Raw genomic sequence first — 19,694 nt, forward strand, 5'->3', positions numbered from 1 at the left:
TATACAATACCGTAGCTTGTGCTACTCATCTTTTTTATACAAACAAATAGAGGTTGCCATTTGGCAACCTCTATTTGTTAATCGATATTGGAAATTATCCTTCAAACTCTCCTCCATCATCACCGTTAGTGCTCTCTCTTTTACGTTGCTGATTTTTCTTTTGATTGAACCTATAGATCAACGATAAGGTAATTTGCCTTTCTCTCCATTGAAATTCACTTTCCTGAATAAATCTATCTGTAGTTGTTACCGAAGAACGTTTTCTTGTATTTAAAAGGTCACGTGCGTTTAAGGATAAAGTGGCATTGTCCTTAAGGATCTCTTTGCTTAAAGCGACATCGATGCTAAAAATCCCATCAGATTTTGTTTGTGAATTTTCTGAAGGACCAAAATAAAATGCATTTGTTTGCCATTCAATTTTTGCAGGCAAGCTTACTTTAGAGCTAAACCTTGCAAAAAAGCTTTCGTTTTTCGATCCAAAATCTACTCCATTGAAGTCTCCTTCTTTTTTAAACTGAAAGAAATTGATGCTCCCATTAAGACGTAACCATTTGGCTGGATTGTACAATATGCCGGCCTCTGCACCAATACGTTCATTGGTTCCTAAATTTATGGGAATGGTTCTAATAATCTCTATTCCATCAATAAATTCCCCGGTACCTTGCTGAACGCGTTCAAAAGCATCAGTTTCATATTGATAATAAATTGAAGAGGTAAGCGTTATTTTTTTCCACCGCTTTAAATAGCCAAGATCGAAAGCACTTGCATAGGCGGGAGCCAAGTTGGGGTTTCCTTGAAAGACATTTGTTCTACTGGATCTGGATGGAAATGGATTTATAAACCAACCTCTAGGCCTGTTGATCCTTCTATTATAGCCCAGCGTAATATTTTCGTTCTCTGCTATTTCATAAATCAAATTAACGGTAGGAAAGAGTCCCAAATAATTATTATCAAAGTTAACATCTATTGGGAAACCAAAAGATGCCGTGATTTCCTCCTCGCTTAATTTGGAATCTATAGTTCCCTTTAATTGTGTGTTCTCTAGCCTGAGTCCCAAAAGGAAAGAAAAGTCACCAAATTTTGTCCCGTATTGTGTGTAAACTGCATTTACATTTTCGGTATAATCGAATACATTCGTTAGCGTATCATTTACCAAAAGTTGAAGGCTTTCAGGATCTTGTTGCTTTAAGGTATAATCTGTAACATCATTTTCAAAGCTTCCTCGATACCCGGCTTCAAATTGGGAATCTTCCCCAATTGGTCGAACATAATCTACTTGGATAAGGAATTCATTTTGCTTTTCTATTGAGGTTGTTTCTTCGTCTGCAAGAAATCCTATTTCTTGCGACGAATCGCTAAAAAGGACATCTTCAGAAATAAGTGAAGGTTGTTCATTTTTATCATATTCATATTGAAAATCGGCAGTTAATTCATGCCCTTCTTCATCAAACTTATTGCTGTAGTTCAAGGCAAATTGATAGCTGTTACCATCTTCGGTTACAAATTCCCGCCTAAGTGTTTGCACCGCGAAGTCATTATCTATAAATCTGTTTGTATAATTTTCAGTTAAATCATTATTATTCCCCAATCTGTAAAATGCACTTGCCGTAAGTGAAGACATTTCTGTAATATAATATTCTATACCAAGATTTGTGTTAAAACTTCTTCTTAGCCTATTATAATCCCTGTCTTCCACAACCCTGTCGAACGTTCCATTAAAATATCGAGTATCAAAAAAGGCATTTCCAGGCCCATTACGGTAGTTTAAGCTAGTGGTGTTAAAAAGATTGAATTTGTCTTTTCTTAAGTTGGCATTCGCGCTAAGGCCGTAATCAGCTGGAGTTCCCGCATTGGCGGTTAGAGAGCCGTTAAAACCTAGCGTTTTCTCTTTTCTTAGGATAATATTCAGGATTCCAGCGGTACCTTCGGCATCATATCTTGCAGAAGGAGAAGTGATTACTTCTACACGGTCTATGGCTTCCGCGGGCAATTGTCCCAAAACATTGGTGGAACCAAATCCTGCCATTGCAGAAGGTTTTCCGTTAATTAAAACACGAACATTTTCATTTCCCCTAAGGCTAATTGCGCCTTCCACATCTACGGATACCGAAGGAACATTACTTAATGCATCGCTTACGGTACCGCCTTTGGTAGTAAGATCTTTTCCAATATTATAGATCTTTTTATCCAACCTAACTTCTACTTGTGTAGTTTCGGCACGTACAATCACTTCATCTAAACTGGAAGAACTTATCCCTAATTTGATAGTTCCAAGGTCTAGATCTGATTCTATTGTTCGATTTTTAAAGCTTTTTGGAGTATAGGATATAAACTCTATAGTAATGTTATAAACTCCTGGGGGAACTTTTATGGCAAACTCGCCTTTAATATCGGTAACGCCTCCATCAAGGAATTTGGGATCACTTGGTCTCGTGATTGCTACGGTTGCATATTCCAGTGGAACATTTAATGCATCGTCCATTACCTTACCTGAAATTGTAAATTCTTTGGATTGAGAGTAGCCCGAATAGGAGCTGGAAATAAAAAAAATCAGCACAAAGCTGAAAACTAGGAATTTTCTGAAGGTCATAACAAACTTTTGTTGTTAGACCCATAAAATAAAGGAAGGTTTAAATGATCTTTGTTAAAAATCACTTAAACCTCCAAAATAATTTTATGCATCCATCAGCTCATTTGGAATTTTTTTGTTAATTCCCACATAGGCAGCAAATTGGGCATTAGTTAAGAATTTTTCCAATTTTTTATGTTCCCTTTGCTGAGTTGTCTGGAGATCCCTAATAACAAATTTTTGGGATCTTTTAGAGTTGATAATCTCATTTTTCAAAATTGTAAATTCAATGATGGTCGCCTCCAGTTTTTTAGTTTGTTCTGGAGTCAGGCCTAATTTTCCGGTCCATTCCGAAGAAATTTCAGCAGCGATTTCTTTGATCTCCTTAGAGTGTTTATTGTGGGTATATACATGTGCAAAAACAAAACCTCCGACCAAAATAGTCGAAAGACCTAGTAGTTGAATTCTATTTTTAACTTTCATATTCACCATTTTAAATAATTATATAAAATCCCATTTAGGATAATAGCTTACTTATTTTTGAGGTAGGCCTTCCTACAACTGCTTTTTCGTCATTTTCGACAATAGGCCTTTCAATTAGTTTTGGATATTTTATCAATGCCAACATAATATCCTCGCTACTTAATTCCTTATGCTTAAATTCCTTTTTCCAAATTTCTTCTTTTGCTCTCACCAATTCAAGAGGAGTCATTCCAAGCTTTTCGATCAAATTCTCCAATTCCTCTTCAGATAAGGGAATTTTTAAATATTCCCTAACATAGAAATCTTTTCCTGAACTTTGGACCAATGCCAATCCTTCTCGGGACTTACTGCATCTGGGGTTGTGATAAACTGTAATCATTATTTAAATTTAAAATACGGAATTATTATTACTTTTTCCTTTAAAAGATAGCATAATATCAATCTTCATGCCGTTGGCCCATCATCATGAGGTATGCCTTCAAAAAAGGGTCTAGCGCGCCGTCCATAACGGCATCCACATTTCCTGTTTCTTCTGCGGTTCGCACATCTTTTACCAATTTATAAGGATGCATCACATAATTTCTTATTTGAGAGCCCCATTCTATTTTCATCTTGGAATCTTCTATCTCTCTACGCTGTGCCTGTTGTTTTTGAAGTTCAATCTCATAAAGTTGACTTTTAAGCAGCTGCATCGCCTTTGTTTTGTTCTCCAATTGCGAACGGGTTTCAGAATTTTCTATCACAATCCCAGTGGGGGCGTGGCGTAACCTAACAGCAGTTTCCACCTTATTTACGTTTTGTCCACCTGCACCAGAAGAGCGCATGGTCTCCCAAGAGATCTCCGATGGATTTACATCTATTTCTATGCTATCATCTACAAGAGGGTACACATAAACCGAGGCAAAAGAAGTATGTCTTTTGGCGTTACTATCAAAAGGGGAAATACGTACCAATCTATGTACGCCATTCTCACCTTTTAACCAACCAAAAGCATATTCTCCTTCAATTTCTATTGTCACCGTTTTAATACCAGCAGATTCCCCACCTTGATAATTCAATTCTTTAAGCTTAAATCCTTTAGCTTCGGCCCAACGAAGGTACATTCTCATAAGCATCTCTGCCCAATCGCAACTTTCTGTACCACCGGCTCCGGCTGTAATCTGTAAAACTGCGCTTAAACTATCACCTTCTTCAGAAAGCATATTTTTAAACTCAAGGTCTTCAATTAATCCTAGGGCCTTTTCATGCCGATTTTCTACATCTTCTTCACTGGCTTCGTCTTCCTTGTAGAATTCGTATATGACCTCGAGATCTTCAACAAGCGTTTCCCCGACTAAATAATCGTCTACCCATTTTTTTTCAGCGTTAAGATCACGCATTAGGGCTTCGGCTTTTTTAGGATTGTCCCAAAAATCTGGGGCGTATGTCTTCTCCTCTAAATTGGAGATTTCTATTTGTTTGGCATCAACGTCAAAGATACCTCCTTAACGCTACCAGGCGATCTTTAAGATCTTTTATATGTTCTGAAGTGATCATATCTGTTTTTAATTTCAGTAAAAATAGAATTAAACACAGGTTCTTAAAACTATTTTACAATAATTTTATAGTTTTAGGCAACTTTTAATATTAGCCTATGAAGCCATTTTTAGCTATTTTCCTGTACCTCAGTATCACAAGCCCTTTTTACGGCCAAACTTCTTCAGAAAAAGAAAATCTTCAGAAATATAAGGGTTTTTTCAATTTTGAATATTCCGGGAAAGAGGATAAGATCTTTTTAGAAGTAAAAGATTTGGATACTGAATTCTTATATGTGCATTCCCTTACCACAGGAATTGGATCTAATGATGTTGGACTGGACAGAGGTCAAATTGGAAATGAAGCTGTGGTGAAATTTATAAAAGCAGGTAATAAATTGCTTTTAATTCAGCCAAATCTAAAATATAGGGCGATTACCGAAAATGTTTTAGAGAAGAAGAGTGTGGAGGAAGCATTTGCAACTTCTGTTTTATATGGTTTTGAAATCAAAGAGGAAAAAGGCAATACCTATATCATAGATTTTACTCCTTTCCTAATGGAAGATGCCCATGGCGTTGCAACGAAACTCAAACGGGGAAATCATGGAAATTTTAGTTTGAACACATCCAAAAATGTGCTGTCTCTGGAAAGAACCAAGGCATTTCCCGAAAATGTGGAATTTGAGGCTTTATTGACTTTTGATGGGGAAGCTACAAGCCAAACCCTTAAAGAAGTACTGCCCAATAATAATGCTATCACGGTTACCCAACATCATTCCTTCGTGAAGTTACCCGATGATAATTATAAAAAGCGGGCTTTCGATCCCAGAAGTGGAGCGATCTATATTTCTTATTTAGATTATTCCTCCCCGGTTTTTGAACCTATAGAAAAGCGATATATTACCAGGCACCGTTTAGAAAAGAAAGATCCTAGTAAGGATGTAAGTGAAGCGGTAGCACCTATTATATATTATTTGGATCCCGGAACTCCAGAGCCTGTGAAATCTGCTCTTTTAGATGGTGCGAATTGGTGGAATGAAGCTTATGAAGCTATTGGATATAAAGATGCCTTTCAGGTTAAGATGTTGCCAGAAGGTGCAGATCCATTAGATGTGAGATATAATGTAATACAATGGGTGCATAGGTCAACTAGGGGTTGGAGCTATGGAGCTAGCGTTATAGATCCAAGAACAGGGGAAATCATTAAAGGACATGTGAGTTTGGGGAGCTTAAGAATTCGGCAGGATTTCCTCATAGCTCAAGCATTGTTGAATAGACCATTTGTCGAAGGAGACGAAAACCCCTCTAAAATGATGGAAATGGCAATTGCCAGAATCAGGCAGTTATCTGCACACGAAGTGGGACATACCTTGGGATTTGCTCATAATTTTGCAGCGAGCACCAATGAAAATGCTTCGGTTATGGATTATCCGCATCCACAATTCAAATTGGAGAATGATGAGATTGTGGTAGCTGATGCCTACAGTACTGGAATTGGAGCATGGGATAAAATCACCGTAAAATATTCGTATGCCGATCTGCCTTCTGAAGTAAAAGAAAAGGAATTTTTAAATTCCGTATTAGCGGAAGCATCCGAGAAAGAACTTCGATTTATAACCGATAGTGATGCAAGGGCTTCTGGAGGAGCCAATGCTTTTGGGCATTTATGGGATAATGGAAGTTCTCCTGCTGAAGGCTTAAAAGATTTGTTAGAAATAAGAAAGAAAGCGATCGCTAATTTTTCTGTAGATAATATAAGAGCAGGAGAATCCTATTCCACTTTGGAAGATGTGTTTGTTCCCTTGTATTTTTTACATAGATATCAAACCGAAGCAGTTTCAAAAGTTATTGGAGGTTTGGATTATTCGTATGCGGTAAAAGGGAACGAGCCAAACCCCGTGAAGACCATTTCTGCTGAAGATCAAAAAATGGCATTTTCGGTATACCTTAAAACATTGGATGCCGAAGTTTTAGCGATCCCGAAAGATAAATTGGAATTGTTTCCGCCGAGAGCTTATGGATTTGGAAGAAGTAGGGAATCCTTTAAAAGCAATACAGGTGTTGCTTTCGATGCCTTGGGAGCAGCCGGAACTGCCAGTAATTTAAGTTTGCAATATTTGCTTCATCCAGAACGAGCTGCCAGATTGATTCAGCAAAAAGCTTTAAATCATTCACAATTAGGATTAGATGAAATGTTGGTCGAATTAACTAATAGCACCCTTAAAAAAACATTTAAAGATCCATATTTGCAGCAAGTTCAAAACACTATAAACTATAATGTTTTACAGCACCTGTTTAATTTGGCAGTGAATAAGAAATCTATTCCTCAAGTGAAAGCGGTTACCCACTCGACAATTACTTCTTTAGAATCTTGGTTAATATCCAATTCTAATAATGAGGTGTTTAGATCGCAACTTTTATTTGAAATTGAACAGTTTAAAGAACATCCAGAATTATTTAAGCCACTTATTCAGGTACCAAAAATCCCGGATGGCTCACCTATTGGAAGTTTTAATTAGAAATAATTAGGCTTTTCATCATGCTGAACTGGTTTCAGCATCCCAATAGGCAAGGAGGAGACCCTGCACCTCCCGATGCGTCCGGACTGGATGACGAGCTAATCAATTCCTGGCTGTACAAAAAGTGGATATAAATGAATAAATAAATTTTATAAAATAAATTCAGAAAAAATATATGAAAGAAATAGATCTACGTAGCGATACCGTTACCCGTCCAACAAAAGAAATGCTACAAGCTATTATCTCGGCAAAGGTGGGAGACGATGTTTATAAAGAAGATCCTTCTGTAAATGAGTTGGAAAAGAAGTTAGCCGATATGTTTGGTATGGATGAAGCTTTGTTTTTCCCAACAGGGAGTATGGCAAATCAGGCGGCAATAAAGTTGCATACCCAACCAGCCGAGCAATTAATTTGTGATAAATGGGCCCATGTGTACAATTATGAAGGAGGAGGAGTTTCATTTAACAGTGGCGTTTCCTGTAAACTCGTAGATGGAGATCGCGGGATGATCACTGCGGCACAAGTAGAAGAGAATATCAATCCGCCAGATTTTTACCATAGTCCTTTAACGAGCTTGGTTTGCTTGGAGAATACCACAAATAAAGGTGGAGGTGCATGTTACGATCTGGAAGAGATCAAAAGAATTCGAAAGGTTTGTAATTCGCACGGACTAGGTTTGCATTTGGACGGGGCTAGATTGTTTAATGCGCTGGTTGCAAAGGGAGAATCCCCCAAAGATTACGGGAAGTTGTTCGATACTATTTCGATTTGCCTTTCCAAGGGATTAGGAACCCCCATGGGTTCTGTGCTGATTGGGAATTCAGATCTTATGAAAAATGCCATTCGAGTGAGAAAAGTATTAGGTGGTGGAATGCGCCAAGTTGGGTTTATGGCAGCTGCGGGTATCTATGCATTGGATAATCATGTAGAAAGATTAGCCGAGGACAATAAGCGGGCAAAAGAAATAGGAAATACTCTAGCTGGTTTGCCATATATACTGAAGGTAGAAGCTGTAGAAACCAATATCGCGATCTTCTACTTAAAAGATGCTTTCAACGAAGAAAGCTTCATGAAACAGCTTCAGAAGGAAAATATTAGAATAAGCAATATGGGGCAAGGAAAGCTTCGGATAGTTACACATTTGGACTATACAGAAGAGCTCCATCAGAAATTCCTAAAGGTGCTGAAAAACATTCAGTTATAAATAGACCAAAAAAGCTTAACAGAAGATTATAAGCCAAGAGCACCCTAAACCCTCATATTTTATATAATTTCCCAAAAAATTAAAATTAGCCAGAAATATGAAGAATGTATTACCAAGAAAAGAAGTTCCAGAACTTCTTGTAGATACGGTAAATGGGATGACATGGAATCTTCGCGACCAGCAACCCAAGAACTTTACATTAGTTGTTTTCTATAGAGGTTTGCACTGCCCAGTGTGTAAATCTTATTTGGAAGAACTAAATTCTAAAATAGAAAGGTTTAGGGACAAAGGTGTAAACGTAATATGCATAAGTTCCAATACAGGTTCGCTTGCTGAAAAAACAGCAACAAAATGGGATATCGAAAAGCTAACTATAGGTTTCGATTTTTCTATTGAAAATGCGAGAAAATGGGATCTTTATATTTCTGAAGGTATCAACGAAAAGGAGCCAGAAAGGTTCTTTGAGCCGGGATTGTTCTTAATAAAACCAGATAATACTTTGTATGCCGCATCTATCCAGAGTATGCCGTTTGCAAGGCCAAAATTCGATGAGCTTTTAAAATCCATTACATTTATTTTGAATGAAAAGTATCCAGCTAGGGGAGAAGCTTAATAGTTGTAATGAAAAACATATGCTTATCCGTTTACACACCTAAAAATAGGTTTTGTCTCCCTAGCGGAGTCGAAGGGTTAAAAAAAGACGTCTCGACTGCGCTCGACGTGACATTTTTAGTTCCATTATGCCTTTCAGGCGTATTAGCGGATGTACAAAAAAAAACATATAAATTGAGCCAAACAAAATGCAAGTTGCTTTTGTTTTGGCTCAGTTTAATTCTACTCTAAAGGACTTCAATAGGAGTCTTTTCTTATTTAAACATATCCAATCCGGGAATATCCGGCATTCCATCTTTGGCAACTGCTGCAAGTTCAGCTTCATTAATGTCTGATGCTTTGGTAATTGCTTTGTTCAAAGTTAAAACCAAGTAGTCCTCTAATTGCTCTTTATCTTCCAACAACTCATCTGCAATAGAAATATTTCTAATTTCCCTGGTTGCCGTAATAGTTACTTTTAAAAGGCCATCGCTGGATTGCTCATCTATCAATACCGTTTTAAGGCGCTCTTTTGTAGCTTCCACTTTCTCTTGGGTTTCTTTGATTTTATTCATCATCCCCATCATATCTCCAAACATAGTTTCTTTTTTAAAATTATTAAATACAAATTTATTAATTTACAATACGATATAACACTAAAAATGAAAAGACTCTTACTTTTTTTATTAGGAAGCCTTACCTTTGTAAATTCTAATACATTAGCACAAAATCACCCTATATTGAAAACTGAAATTTATCCTCCAAAGGCTAAAAAGATTGCCAAAGAATTAAAAGCTCATAATAATGTGAGAATCGACGATTACTACTGGTTGAATGACAGAGAGAACCCGGAAGTGATTAATTATCTCGAAAAGGAAAATGAATATAATGAGCAAATGACTGCGCATACCAAGCAGTTTCAGGAGGATCTTTTTGAGGAAATGAAAGCTAGGATCAAAGAGGATGATTCATCTGTTCCTTATAAGTTGAATGGATATTGGTATTTAACACGATTTGAAAAAGGGAAGGATTACCCGATATATTCCAGAAAAAAAGAAAGTCTGGATGCTCCAGAGGAAATTTTATTCGATGTGAATAAAATGGCTGAAGGTCACGAATATTATAGTTTAGGTGGATTAAATGTGAGTCCGGATAATAAGCTGATTGCCTTTGGAGTAGATACGGTAAGTAGGAGAAAGTATACCATTCAGGTAAAAAATCTTGAAACAGGGGAAATTTTAAACGAAAAGATTAAAACCACCACCGGAGGTTCCACTTGGGCCAATGATAATAAAACCCTTTTTTATACCAAAAAAGACGAGAAAACTTTACGTTCCAATCAAATTTATAAACATGTATTGGGAACCAAATCCAAGGATGGTCAGTTGGTATTTGAAGAAGAAGATGAAACATACAATACCTATATCTACAAATCCAAGTCGAAAAAATACTTGGTAATAGGCAGTCATAGTACGTTGACCAGTGAATTCAGAATATTGGAGGCAGATACTCCAAATGGGGAATTCAGAATTGTACAACCCAGGGAAAGAGGTTTAGAATATGGATTTACGCATTTTGAAGATTCATTTTATATTTTGACCAATAAAGATGGCGCAACCAATTTTAAATTAATGAAAACGCCGGTAGATAAGACTGGCAAAGAAAATTGGGTTGAGGTAATTCCCCATAGGGAAGATTACCTACTGGAGGATATAGATATTTTCGAACACTATTTGGTGATAAGTGAGCGAAATGAAGGCTTGAATAAAATTAAAATTATCAAATGGCATTCAGATGAAAGCTATTATCTACCCTTCGATAATGAAACATATACTGCTTACACCAGTATCAATCCCGATTTCGACACGGACATCCTTAGATACACATACAATTCCTTAAACAATCCAACTTCGGTCATAGATTTCAATATGACTACCAAAGAGAAATTGGTACTTAAAGAACAAGAAGTAGTAGGAGGCAAATTCAAGAAAGAAAATTATACCACGGAGCGTGTTTGGGCCACTAGCCAAGATGGGACAAAAATCCCTATTTCTCTTGTTTACAGGAAAAATCTTAAGAAGGATGGTTCCAATCCATTATTACAATATGCCTATGGATCGTACGGTTCTACTATAGACCCTTATTTTTCCAGTGTGCGATTGAGTTTATTGGACAGGGGTTTTATTTATGCCATTGCTCATATTAGAGGGGGAGAATATTTGGGAAGAGCCTGGTACGAAGATGGGAAGTTGCTTAAAAAGATGAATACTTTCACAGATTTTATAGATGTTTCAAAATATTTAATAGACCAAAAATATACTTCCGAAAAACATCTATATGCGATGGGTGGTTCTGCCGGTGGTTTGTTGATGGGGGCTATAATGAATATTGCTCCAGAATTATACAATGGAATCATTGCTGCAGTTCCTTTTGTAGATGTGGTGACTACCATGTTGGATGACTCCATTCCGCTTACAACTGGGGAATATGACGAATGGGGAAACCCAAACAAGGAAGAGTATTATAAGTATATGTTATCTTATTCGCCATATGATAATGTTAAAAAGCATAACTATCCCAATATGCTGGTTACAACGGGATTACATGATTCCCAGGTTCAATATTGGGAGCCTGCAAAATGGGTAGCTAAATTGAGGGAATTAAAAACAGATACCAATAAATTGCTGTTTCATATAAATATGGATGCAGGGCATGGAGGTTCATCTGGAAGATTTGAAGCATTAAAAGAAGTAGCAGAGGAGTATGCCTTTTTATTAGACTTAGAAGATATTACACAGTAATTAAAAAATTCGCCTTAAATTTGGGCGTTTTTTAGGATTAAAATTGGATTAATAATTTATTCTAAATTTTTAATCCTTAAATTGGTTAAAGAATTTTATTTTATGGTAGAAAAGAAAAAGGTTTACGATAATATATTGCAATTAATAGGAGATACACCTTTGGTTCGGTTGAATTCCATTACCAAAGAATTTAACGGAGATTTTTTCGCAAAAATTGAAGCTTTTAATCCCGGGCATTCTTCCAAGGATAGAATTGCTTTATTTATTATTGAAGAGGCAGAAAGAAAAGGTATTTTAAAACCTGGAGATACTATCATTGAAACTACTTCTGGAAATACCGGATTTAGTATTGCAATGGTGAGCGTTATAAAAGGATATAAATGTATTCTTGCAGTTAGTTCTAAATCTTCTGCAGATAAAATAGATATGCTAAGAACAATGGGGGCCAAAGTTTATGTGTGTCCTGCGCACGTTCCAGCAGACGACCCACGTTCTTATTATGAGGTTGCTAAAAGATTGCATCTGGAAAATAAAGGTTCGGTATATATCAATCAATATTTTAATGAGCTTAACATAGATGCTCACTACAATTCTACAGGTCCTGAACTTTGGGAACAAACAGAGGGAAAATTAACTCATTTAATTGCATGTAGTGGAACTGGTGGTACTATTTCTGGAGCCGCACGATTTTTGAAAGAGCAAAACCCTAATATTCGAGTTATAGGAATAGATGCATTTGGATCTGTGCTGAAGAAATTTCATGAGACCGGAGCGCTCGATAAAGATGAAATATATCCTTACAGAATTGAAGGTTTGGGTAAAAATCTAATTCCATCTGCAACCGATTTCGAAATTATTGATGAGTTTATTAAGGTAACAGATGAAGATAGTGCCCATACTGCCAGAGAGCTTGCAAGAACCGAAGGATTGTTCGTTGGGTATACAAGTGGAGCAGCAATGCAGGGGATAAAACAATTGCAGGAACAAGGAGAATTTGATGAAAATAGTAAAGTAGTCGTTCTTTTTCCTGACCATGGCTCTAGGTATATGAGTAAAATTTACAATGATGACTGGATGGAGGCTCAAGGCTTTTTTGATGCTAAAAGAGAGGCAGAGTCGCAGCCGATAGAAATAATAAAATAAGGATGCGATATTTATACACTTATTAAAACAAAAAGCATCCTAATAAGAAGGATGCTTTTTGTTTTAATAGCGGGAGCAGGTGGTTAAATATTATATTGTAAAATTGAGTTGTATTTAAGTACTTTTGCAACTTGTAAATAAAAAGAATCTATGAAAGATTTATTTGATAAAATATATAAGGATAAAGGACCTTTAGGAAAATGGGCGCAACAAGCAGAAGGATATTTTGTGTTCCCCAAGCTGGAAGGACCAATTTCCAATAGAATGAAATTTCGTGGGAAAGAGGTGATCACTTGGAGTATTAATGATTATTTGGGCCTTGCCAACCATCCTGAAGTGCGAAAAGTGGATGCTGAGGCTGCTGCCGAATATGGTTCTGCATATCCAATGGGTGCCAGAATGATGAGTGGTCATACAGATATGCATGAAAAGCTTCAGAATGAACTTGCTTCCTTTGTAAATAAAGAAGCTTCTTATCTTTTGAACTTTGGGTATCAAGGAATGGTATCTACCATTGATGCATTGGTATCCAAAGCAGATGTGATTGTTTACGATGTAGATGCGCATGCTTGTATTATAGATGGGGTGAGATTGCATTTAGGTCAGCGTTTTACCTACAGGCATAACGATATGGAAAGTATCGAAAAGAATTTACAACGAGCTACTAAAATATGTGAGCAAACAGGAGGTGGAATCTTGCTTATCTCTGAAGGTGTTTTTGGAATGCGGGGAGAACAAGGTAAATTGAAAGAAATCGTTGAGCTTAAAAAGAAGTATAATTTCAGGCTTTTTGTAGATGATGCGCACGGATTTGGTACTCTTGGCGCAACCGGAGCAGGAGCAGGTGAGGAGCAGGGAGTACAAGATGATATAGATGTGTATTTTGCAACTTTCGCGAAATCTTTAGCTAGTACAGGCGCTTTTATTGCCGGAGATAAAGAGATCATGGATTATTTAAAATATAATCTACGTTCCCAAATGTTCGCAAAATCCTTACAAATGCAATTAGTTGTAGGTGCCTTAAAGCGTTTGGATATGCTTAGGACAATGCCACAACTTAAAGAAAAATTGTGGGAGAATGTAAATGCCCTACAAACGGGTCTTAAAGACAATGGTTTCGATATAGGGACTACACAAAGTTGTGTAACCCCGGTTTATTTAAAAGGTAGTATTCCAGAAGCTATGGCTTTGGTGAGAGACCTTAGGGAAAACCATGGTATTTTCTGTTCTATTGTAGTGTATCCGGTAATTCCAAAAGGATTGATCCTTTTAAGGATGATTCCAACTGCTACGCATACTATGGAAGACATAGAACTTACGTTAACTGCTTTCTCTGCGATTAGAGAACGATTGGAGAACGGAACATATAAAAGATTATCTGCTGCGGTTACAGCATCGTTAGGCGAATAGTTGTGCAAGTATTGTAAAACAAAAAATCCACCTAATTTTTAGGTGGATTTTTTGTTTTATAATCAGAGATCAGGAGATAACTACATACGTTTTTATTACTTGTTTTGAATGTTAACAATTATTAAGGTCACGGAGGTCTCGACTTCGCTCGACCAGACAACTAATTGTCTCCTCGAGCGGAGTCGAGAGGTTTTTTGTCAGGAATTATTATTAATTTTCCTCCGGAATATCTTCTATTTTATCTTTATTTTGCCTCTTTTCTGTTCGTTTTCTTCTTCTATCACCCTCATAAGAATCATCCAAGTATTCCTCTTTCTTATGTAGGTCCAATCTGTATGAAACTCCGGCAGCTAATTGCCATCTGTCTGGTGTGTTTTTAAAGTTAATCAATCCAGAAATATCAAACTGTAGATCATCTGAAACCAAATAAGCCATTCCAGTTCTTACGATATCATCTGCATAAACATCACTTATAATCCCCTGATACTCCATAAATCCTGCAAATTTTGGGGTGAAAGCATGTGTAAGGGTTACAATTCCTGTGTAGGTAGGAAATTCTTCAGTTAATTTATCTAAAATAAGGTTCATCACCAATACCCAGCTTCCCCTCCAGTTGTTTTGAGTGATTAAAGCAACTTTGGGTGTTATGGCTTTTTCCCCTTCATATAAAAAAGGATTGGTGGATTGCGAAAAATTTGCTCCTGCATAAATAGATACCGCAGGGATCAATGTTTTCCATTTAAATTTTTGGTTAGCTTTCCAGCTATAAAGATTTGGCTGGTCTGGCTTTATAGTTCTGCTAGGATCGAATATCAAGTATTTTGCACCAAAGGTGTTGGTTTTAAAATTACGGGTCTTAAATTCTACATCATTGGCACCAATTCTTATAAACTCTGTATCATCCTCAAAAGAACCAATTAAACTGATCTCGAGAGCTTCAAAGAACAATCCATAACGCAGGGAATAATCGGCTCCTAAAATATCTGTACTTGTGCGCAATAAGGTGTGGGTATCATTCCCATAATATCCGCCGGCTTCCAATTGAATTACTCCCGTACCCACAGAAAATGCTCCCTGAGAAGCTCCTGGCCTATTGGAGTTTATGGTTTCGGTATATTGAGCATTGGCTATAAAACCAGAAGTTATGAGTAAAAGAATTGTAAGTAGATTGGTTCGAAGGTATTTCATATAGGTTATTGTTAGTCTGGTCAAATATAGAAGATTTTATTATTTTTTTATGGATATGGATACCCTATTTGTCTCCTCAGAATAGTAATTTTGCATAAACTTTATACAAATGCACGAAGCATCATTCGAAAGTATTTTGAAAACCGTATTAATAATCTTGTTGATATATTTCGGTTTTAAAATTTTTATAAAATGGTTTGGACCACTGATCTTAAAATGGTTCCTGAAACGCGTTGGACAAAAGTTCCAACAACAATTTAATGGTTCAACTGCTCAAAAAAGTCAAAAGAAGGGGAAAGTTGAGATAAATTCAGACATCCCAAAAACAAGTAAATCCAATAAAAAAGTAGGGGAGTACATTGATTTCGAAGAAATTGATTAATTTTCGTTCCTATTAAATTCTATCCATGATTAGATCCTTAAAAGGTTTTCTACCACATCTTTTTGTGGTTTTTGGCTTTATCATTATTTCCCTAGCCTATTTTAGTCCTGTGCTCCAAGGAAAAGAGATTTTTCAAAGTGATATCGTTCAGTATACGGGGATGGCAAAGGAGCAAAATGACTTTAGAGCCGAAACCGGGGAAGAACCTTACTGGACAGATGCTGCTTTTGGTGGTATGCCAACCTATCAATTGGGTGCTTACTATCCTCATAATTATATTAAAAAGTTGGATTCGGCTTTACGTTTTTTACCTCGACCGGCAGATTACCTCTTTTTATATTTCATAGGTTTCTATATTCTCTTATTGGTCTTAAAACTGGATTATAAGATCGCCTTTTTAGGAGCCTTGGCCTTCGGGTTTTCAACATATTTAATAATAATTCTTGGAGTTGGTCATAATGCGAAAGCACATGCCATTGCCTATATGCCCATGGTGCTGGCCGGAATTCTATTGTGTTTCAGAAACAACTATATCGGTGGATTTCTGCTTTTATCTTTTGCCATGGCATTGGAAATTGGTGCAAATCACTTTCAGATGACCTATTACTTGTTGCTCTTGGTTTTGGTCTTGGGCTTGGTGTACCTAATTGATGCCTTCAGAAAAAAACAACTCCCACATTTTTTTAAAGCACTGGGGGTAATGGCACTTGCCGTTTTATTGGCAATTGCAACGAATGCCACAAATTTAATGGCCACTCAGGAATATACTCAGTTTAGTACCCGCGGCGATACGGGTTTAAGTATTACTGCGGAAGGAAAACAAAAGGAAACTGCCGGTTTAACTTATGATTATATCACCGAATATAGCTACGGAATAACTGAAACCCTGAATCTCTTTATTCCCAGGTTTATGGGTGGTTCCAGTTCTGAAAAGCTTGGGGAAGGTTCCGAAATGTACAAACAATTGTTGCGTATGGGAGCTTCCCCTGCCCAAGCAAAAGATTTTGCAGGGAATGCGCCAACCTATTGGGGAAAACAGCCTTTTGTTGGAGCACCGGCTTATATTGGGGCCAGTGTGATCTTCTTGTTTGTGTTTGCATTATTCTTGATTAAAGGAAGATTAAAATGGTGGATCGTAGGAGGAACGATTTTATCCCTCATCTTATCTTGGGGGAAGAATTTTGGTTTTGTAACTGAGTTCTTCATAGATTTTGTACCGCTTTATAATAAGTTTCGTGCGGTTTCTTCCATTCAAGTTATAGCCGAATTGTGTATTCCTATCCTTGCAGTTTTTGGTTTGCATAAACTCTTCAATAATTTTGAAGATGAGGAAGAAAAACTTCATGCTTTAAAATGGGCAACTATAATCACAGGTGGTTTAGCATTAGTATTACTTGTTCTGAAGTCGGTATTATTTAGTTTTAGTGGAGGGAGTGACTCGGTTTATATAGAGCAAATGGGAATAGAATTCGTTCGGGCTTTGAAAGAAGATAGAATGGCCATTTTCACTGCCGATGCCATTAGATCCCTTATTTTGGTGTTGATTGCTGCAGGTTTTATATACGCCTATTTAAAAAAGCTCGCGAACAAGAACTTAATTATCCTTGGTTTTGCCTTTTTAATTTTATTCGATCTAGTAGGTGTGGACAGAAGATATGTGAATAACGAAGATTTTGTTGCCGCAAGGGTGATGAACAAACCTTTCCAGAAAACTGCTGCAGATAATATGATTTTAGAAGATCAAGGCCATTATAGGGTTTTCGATCTTGCGGAAAGCCCTTTTAATACGGGTAGGACTTCCTATTTTCATAATTCCATTGGGGGCTATCATGCGGCTAAGCCTGGCAGAATGCAGGATTTGTTCGATTTTTATATTTCGAAAAACAACATGTCGGTGTTAAATATGCTTAATGTCACATATATTATAGTGCCAACAGAAGAAGGGCCCATTGCACAAGAAAATCCCAATGCCTTTGGAAATGCTTGGTTTGTTGAAAACATAAAATGGGTGAATTCTCCAGATGAAGAGATTTTAAGCCTGGCAGAAACCGATTTAAAATCTACTGCGGTCATTAATTCTGAATTTAAAACGCCGGAAATTAAGGTGAGCAAAGCACAAGATTCCACTGCCAGCATAAAGTTGATCTCCCAACAACCAAATGAATTGGTTTATGAATCTGTTTCTTCAAAAGACCAATTTGCAGTGTTTTCTGAAATGTATTATGAGCATGGCTGGCAAGCTTTTGTGGATGGAAAAGAAACACCCCATTATAATGTAGATTATGTTTTAAGGGGAATGCAAGTTCCTGCTGGAGCGCACACAATTACTTTTAAATTCGAGCCACAGGTTATTAAAACGGGAAGCAGTATTGCACTTGCCAGTTCAATTTTGCTTGGGCTCCTAACTCTTGGCGGAATATTCCTTTCCTTTAGGAAGAAGGAGTAACTGATTTTTAGAAGTCAGTATATAAATATTTATGATTTTTATTCTATTGGTTTTAAAACAATTAAATTATGTTGTTTTGTCAGTTCGAGCGCAGTCGAGAACTTTTTAGCTCAAAAGAGAGGTATCTCTTTATCTTTATAAAGGATCGATCTAAACTTCCCCTATGAAAAAAGTTTTAATTATAACTTATTATTGGCCACCGGCTGGAGGTCCTGGGGTGCAACGCTGGTTGAAATTTGTAAAATATTTACAAGATTTTGATATAGAACCTATTGTTTATATTCCGGAGAACCCGGATTATCCAATTCTCGATAAAAGCCTTTTAGAAGAGGTTCCAAAAGGGATAACCATACTAAAAAAAACCATTTTTGAACCCTACTTTTTAGCCAAGTTCTTCTCTAAAAAGGAGACTTCCACTATTAGCAGCGGGATAATTAAAGAAGAGAATACTCAAAATTTTCTTCAAAAGCTGTTTTTATATATCCGTGGAAATTTCTTTATCCCGGATGCGCGGAAATTTTGGATCAAGCCATCGGTAAAGTACCTTTCCAATTATCTTTCAGAAAATAATATAGATACCATTGTGACCACTGGGCCGCCACATAGTCTTCATCTTATTGGCCTTGGTTTGAAGAAAAAGTTAGGTTTAAAATGGTTCGCAGATTTTCGGGATCCTTGGACAGAAATAGGATATCATAAAAAGTTGAAATTATCTGCTTCAGCCAAAGCTAAACATATTGCTTTGGAAACGGAGGTCTTAACTTCCGCAGATCATATAATTACCACAAGTTTTTCAACCCAAAAAGAATTCAAATCAAAAACCAATACACCGGTAACTGTAATTACTAATGGGTATGATTCCAGTACTGGGGTTTCTTCGGAACTGGATCAAAAATTCACTTTATCGCACATAGGATCTTTACTTTCTGGCAGAAACCCTGAAAACCTGTGGAAAGTTCTACAAGAACTGACTTCAGAAAATAAAGATTTTAAAAAAGATTTTGTTTTGAAATTAGTGGGGACGGTAAGTAAAGATGTTTTAGTTTCGCTTAAAGCTCATGGATTAGAGACTTATTTAGAATTACCGGGTTATGTTTCCCATAAAAAAGCCAATGGAATTCAGCAAACATCACAAGTATTGCTTTTAATGGAAATTGATAGTCCTGAAACCAAAGGGATTATTCCGGGGAAGCTGTTTGAGTATATGGCCGCAAAACGCCCTATTTTGGCATTGGGGCCAAAAGATTGGGACGTAAATAACATATTGAAGGAAACCAATGCGGGAACTTATTTTGGGTATCTGGAGGAAGCGGGTTTAAAAGCCCATATTTTGAGTATGTATAAATTATACAAAACCCAGCAATTAAATGTTAACTCCGTAAACATTGAAAAATATAGTCGAAAGAAGCTTGCCTGGGAATTGGCTAAAATTTTAAAAGAGTAG

At 36.8% G+C, this 19,694-nt stretch carries 15 protein-coding genes; 9 read left to right on the forward strand and 6 right to left on the reverse strand.

All coding sequences use genetic code 11. The features are described 5' to 3' along the window. Positions 1 to 94: 94 nt before the first annotated feature. The 4 genes from JM83_RS13725 to prfB form a co-directional block, all read right to left on the reverse strand. Positions 95 to 2,590 carry an outer membrane beta-barrel protein gene (locus JM83_RS13725; RefSeq protein WP_144962740.1) on the reverse strand — a complete coding sequence of 832 codons (2,496 nt, stop codon included), beginning with the start codon at positions 2,588 to 2,590 and terminating at the stop codon, positions 95 to 97. A gap of 84 nt (positions 2,591 to 2,674) precedes the next feature. Then, the gene (locus JM83_RS13730) at positions 2,675 to 3,052 is read right to left on the reverse strand and encodes a hypothetical protein (RefSeq protein WP_144962741.1); all 378 of its coding nucleotides are present in this window, start codon (positions 3,050 to 3,052) and stop codon (positions 2,675 to 2,677) included. 34 nt (positions 3,053 to 3,086) lie between these two features. Then, a complete protein-coding gene (gene arsC / locus JM83_RS13735) occupies positions 3,087 to 3,431 on the reverse strand; it encodes an arsenate reductase (glutaredoxin) (RefSeq protein ID WP_144962742.1) in 345 nt (114 codons plus the stop codon). A gap of 58 nt (positions 3,432 to 3,489) precedes the next feature. Continuing rightward, positions 3,490 to 4,588 (reverse strand): peptide chain release factor 2 gene (prfB, locus tag JM83_RS13740; protein WP_144962743.1). Its coding sequence is split into 2 segments (ribosomal slippage): positions 3,490 to 4,524 and positions 4,526 to 4,588, totalling 1,098 coding nucleotides; the frame shifts between segments, so codons are not numbered across the junction. 97 nt (positions 4,589 to 4,685) lie between these two features. Here prfB and JM83_RS13745 point away from each other — a divergent pair. The 3 genes from JM83_RS13745 to JM83_RS13755 all read left to right on the forward strand — a co-directional run bounded on the left by JM83_RS13745 (position 4,686) and on the right by JM83_RS13755 (position 8,902). Beyond that, a complete protein-coding gene (locus JM83_RS13745; protein ID WP_144962744.1) occupies positions 4,686 to 7,085 on the forward strand; it encodes a zinc-dependent metalloprotease in 2,400 nt (799 codons plus the stop codon). Between the two features lie 175 nt (positions 7,086 to 7,260). Next, complete coding sequence (locus JM83_RS13750) at positions 7,261 to 8,289, forward strand: threonine aldolase family protein (RefSeq protein ID WP_144962745.1); 1,029 nt, start codon at positions 7,261 to 7,263, stop codon at positions 8,287 to 8,289. 97 nt (positions 8,290 to 8,386) lie between these two features. Further along, entirely contained in the window at positions 8,387 to 8,902 is a 516-nt protein-coding gene (locus JM83_RS13755) for a peroxiredoxin-like family protein (protein WP_144962746.1), read from the forward strand. Positions 8,903 to 9,155: 253 nt separating this feature from the next. Here JM83_RS13755 and JM83_RS13760 read toward each other — a convergent pair whose 3' ends face one another. Continuing rightward, positions 9,156 to 9,479: a YbaB/EbfC family nucleoid-associated protein gene (locus JM83_RS13760; RefSeq protein WP_034925583.1), complete on the reverse strand. Its 324-nt coding sequence runs from the start codon at positions 9,477 to 9,479 to the stop codon at positions 9,156 to 9,158. Positions 9,480 to 9,542: 63 nt separating this feature from the next. Between JM83_RS13760 and JM83_RS13765 the strand changes: the two genes are divergently transcribed. From JM83_RS13765 to JM83_RS13775, 3 genes are all read left to right on the forward strand, one after another. After that, positions 9,543 to 11,681 (forward strand): S9 family peptidase, encoded by a 2,139-nt coding sequence (locus tag JM83_RS13765; protein ID WP_144962747.1) that lies wholly within the window; start codon positions 9,543 to 9,545, stop codon positions 11,679 to 11,681. Between the two features lie 102 nt (positions 11,682 to 11,783). After that, complete coding sequence (locus JM83_RS13770; protein ID WP_144962748.1) at positions 11,784 to 12,824, forward strand: PLP-dependent cysteine synthase family protein; 1,041 nt, start codon at positions 11,784 to 11,786, stop codon at positions 12,822 to 12,824. 150 nt (positions 12,825 to 12,974) lie between these two features. Continuing rightward, a complete protein-coding gene (locus JM83_RS13775) occupies positions 12,975 to 14,234 on the forward strand; it encodes an aminotransferase class I/II-fold pyridoxal phosphate-dependent enzyme (RefSeq protein ID WP_144962749.1) in 1,260 nt (419 codons plus the stop codon). 210 nt (positions 14,235 to 14,444) lie between these two features. On the opposite strand, the gene JM83_RS13780 is transcribed toward JM83_RS13775, so the two are convergent. Next, on the reverse strand, positions 14,445 to 15,422 hold the full coding sequence (locus tag JM83_RS13780; RefSeq protein WP_144962750.1) for a transporter: 978 nt from the start codon (positions 15,420 to 15,422) through the stop codon (positions 14,445 to 14,447). 109 nt (positions 15,423 to 15,531) lie between these two features. Here JM83_RS13780 and JM83_RS13785 point away from each other — a divergent pair, with 109 nt between their 5' ends. The 3 genes from JM83_RS13785 to JM83_RS13795 all read left to right on the forward strand — a co-directional run bounded on the left by JM83_RS13785 (position 15,532) and on the right by JM83_RS13795 (position 19,694). Beyond that, on the forward strand, positions 15,532 to 15,804 hold the full coding sequence (locus JM83_RS13785; RefSeq protein ID WP_144962751.1) for a DUF4834 family protein: 273 nt from the start codon (positions 15,532 to 15,534) through the stop codon (positions 15,802 to 15,804). A 25-nt stretch (positions 15,805 to 15,829) separates the two neighbouring features. Beyond that, complete coding sequence (locus JM83_RS13790; RefSeq protein WP_144962752.1) at positions 15,830 to 18,250, forward strand: YfhO family protein; 2,421 nt, start codon at positions 15,830 to 15,832, stop codon at positions 18,248 to 18,250. Positions 18,251 to 18,413: 163 nt separating this feature from the next. Continuing rightward, the gene (locus JM83_RS13795; RefSeq protein WP_144962753.1) at positions 18,414 to 19,694 is read left to right on the forward strand and encodes a glycosyltransferase family 4 protein; all 1,281 of its coding nucleotides are present in this window, start codon (positions 18,414 to 18,416) and stop codon (positions 19,692 to 19,694) included.

The organism is Gillisia sp. Hel_I_86, from assembly GCF_007827275.1.
Lineage (GTDB): Bacteria > Bacteroidota > Bacteroidia > Flavobacteriales > Flavobacteriaceae > Gillisia.

Bases quoted from the DNA above. Each gene is read 5' to 3' on its own strand.
- JM83_RS13775 (WP_144962749.1), top strand. From the start codon at position 12,975: ATGAAAGATTTATTTGATAAAATATATAAGGATAAAGGACCTTTAGGA.
- JM83_RS13770 (WP_144962748.1), top strand. From the start codon at position 11,784: ATGGTAGAAAAGAAAAAGGTTTACGATAATATATTGCAATTAATAGGA.
- JM83_RS13795 (WP_144962753.1), top strand. From the start codon at position 18,414: ATGAAAAAAGTTTTAATTATAACTTATTATTGGCCACCGGCTGGAGGT.
- JM83_RS13745 (WP_144962744.1), top strand. From the start codon at position 4,686: ATGAAGCCATTTTTAGCTATTTTCCTGTACCTCAGTATCACAAGCCCT.
- JM83_RS13760 (WP_034925583.1), bottom strand. From the start codon at position 9,479: ATGTTTGGAGATATGATGGGGATGATGAATAAAATCAAAGAAACCCAA.
- JM83_RS13750 (WP_144962745.1), top strand. From the start codon at position 7,261: ATGAAAGAAATAGATCTACGTAGCGATACCGTTACCCGTCCAACAAAA.
- JM83_RS13780 (WP_144962750.1), bottom strand. From the start codon at position 15,422: ATGAAATACCTTCGAACCAATCTACTTACAATTCTTTTACTCATAACT.
- arsC (WP_144962742.1), bottom strand. From the start codon at position 3,431: ATGATTACAGTTTATCACAACCCCAGATGCAGTAAGTCCCGAGAAGGA.
- JM83_RS13730 (WP_144962741.1), bottom strand. From the start codon at position 3,052: ATGAAAGTTAAAAATAGAATTCAACTACTAGGTCTTTCGACTATTTTG.
- JM83_RS13765 (WP_144962747.1), top strand. From the start codon at position 9,543: ATGAAAAGACTCTTACTTTTTTTATTAGGAAGCCTTACCTTTGTAAAT.
- JM83_RS13755 (WP_144962746.1), top strand. From the start codon at position 8,387: ATGAAGAATGTATTACCAAGAAAAGAAGTTCCAGAACTTCTTGTAGAT.
- JM83_RS13790 (WP_144962752.1), top strand. From the start codon at position 15,830: ATGATTAGATCCTTAAAAGGTTTTCTACCACATCTTTTTGTGGTTTTT.
- JM83_RS13725 (WP_144962740.1), bottom strand. From the start codon at position 2,590: ATGACCTTCAGAAAATTCCTAGTTTTCAGCTTTGTGCTGATTTTTTTT.
- JM83_RS13785 (WP_144962751.1), top strand. From the start codon at position 15,532: ATGCACGAAGCATCATTCGAAAGTATTTTGAAAACCGTATTAATAATC.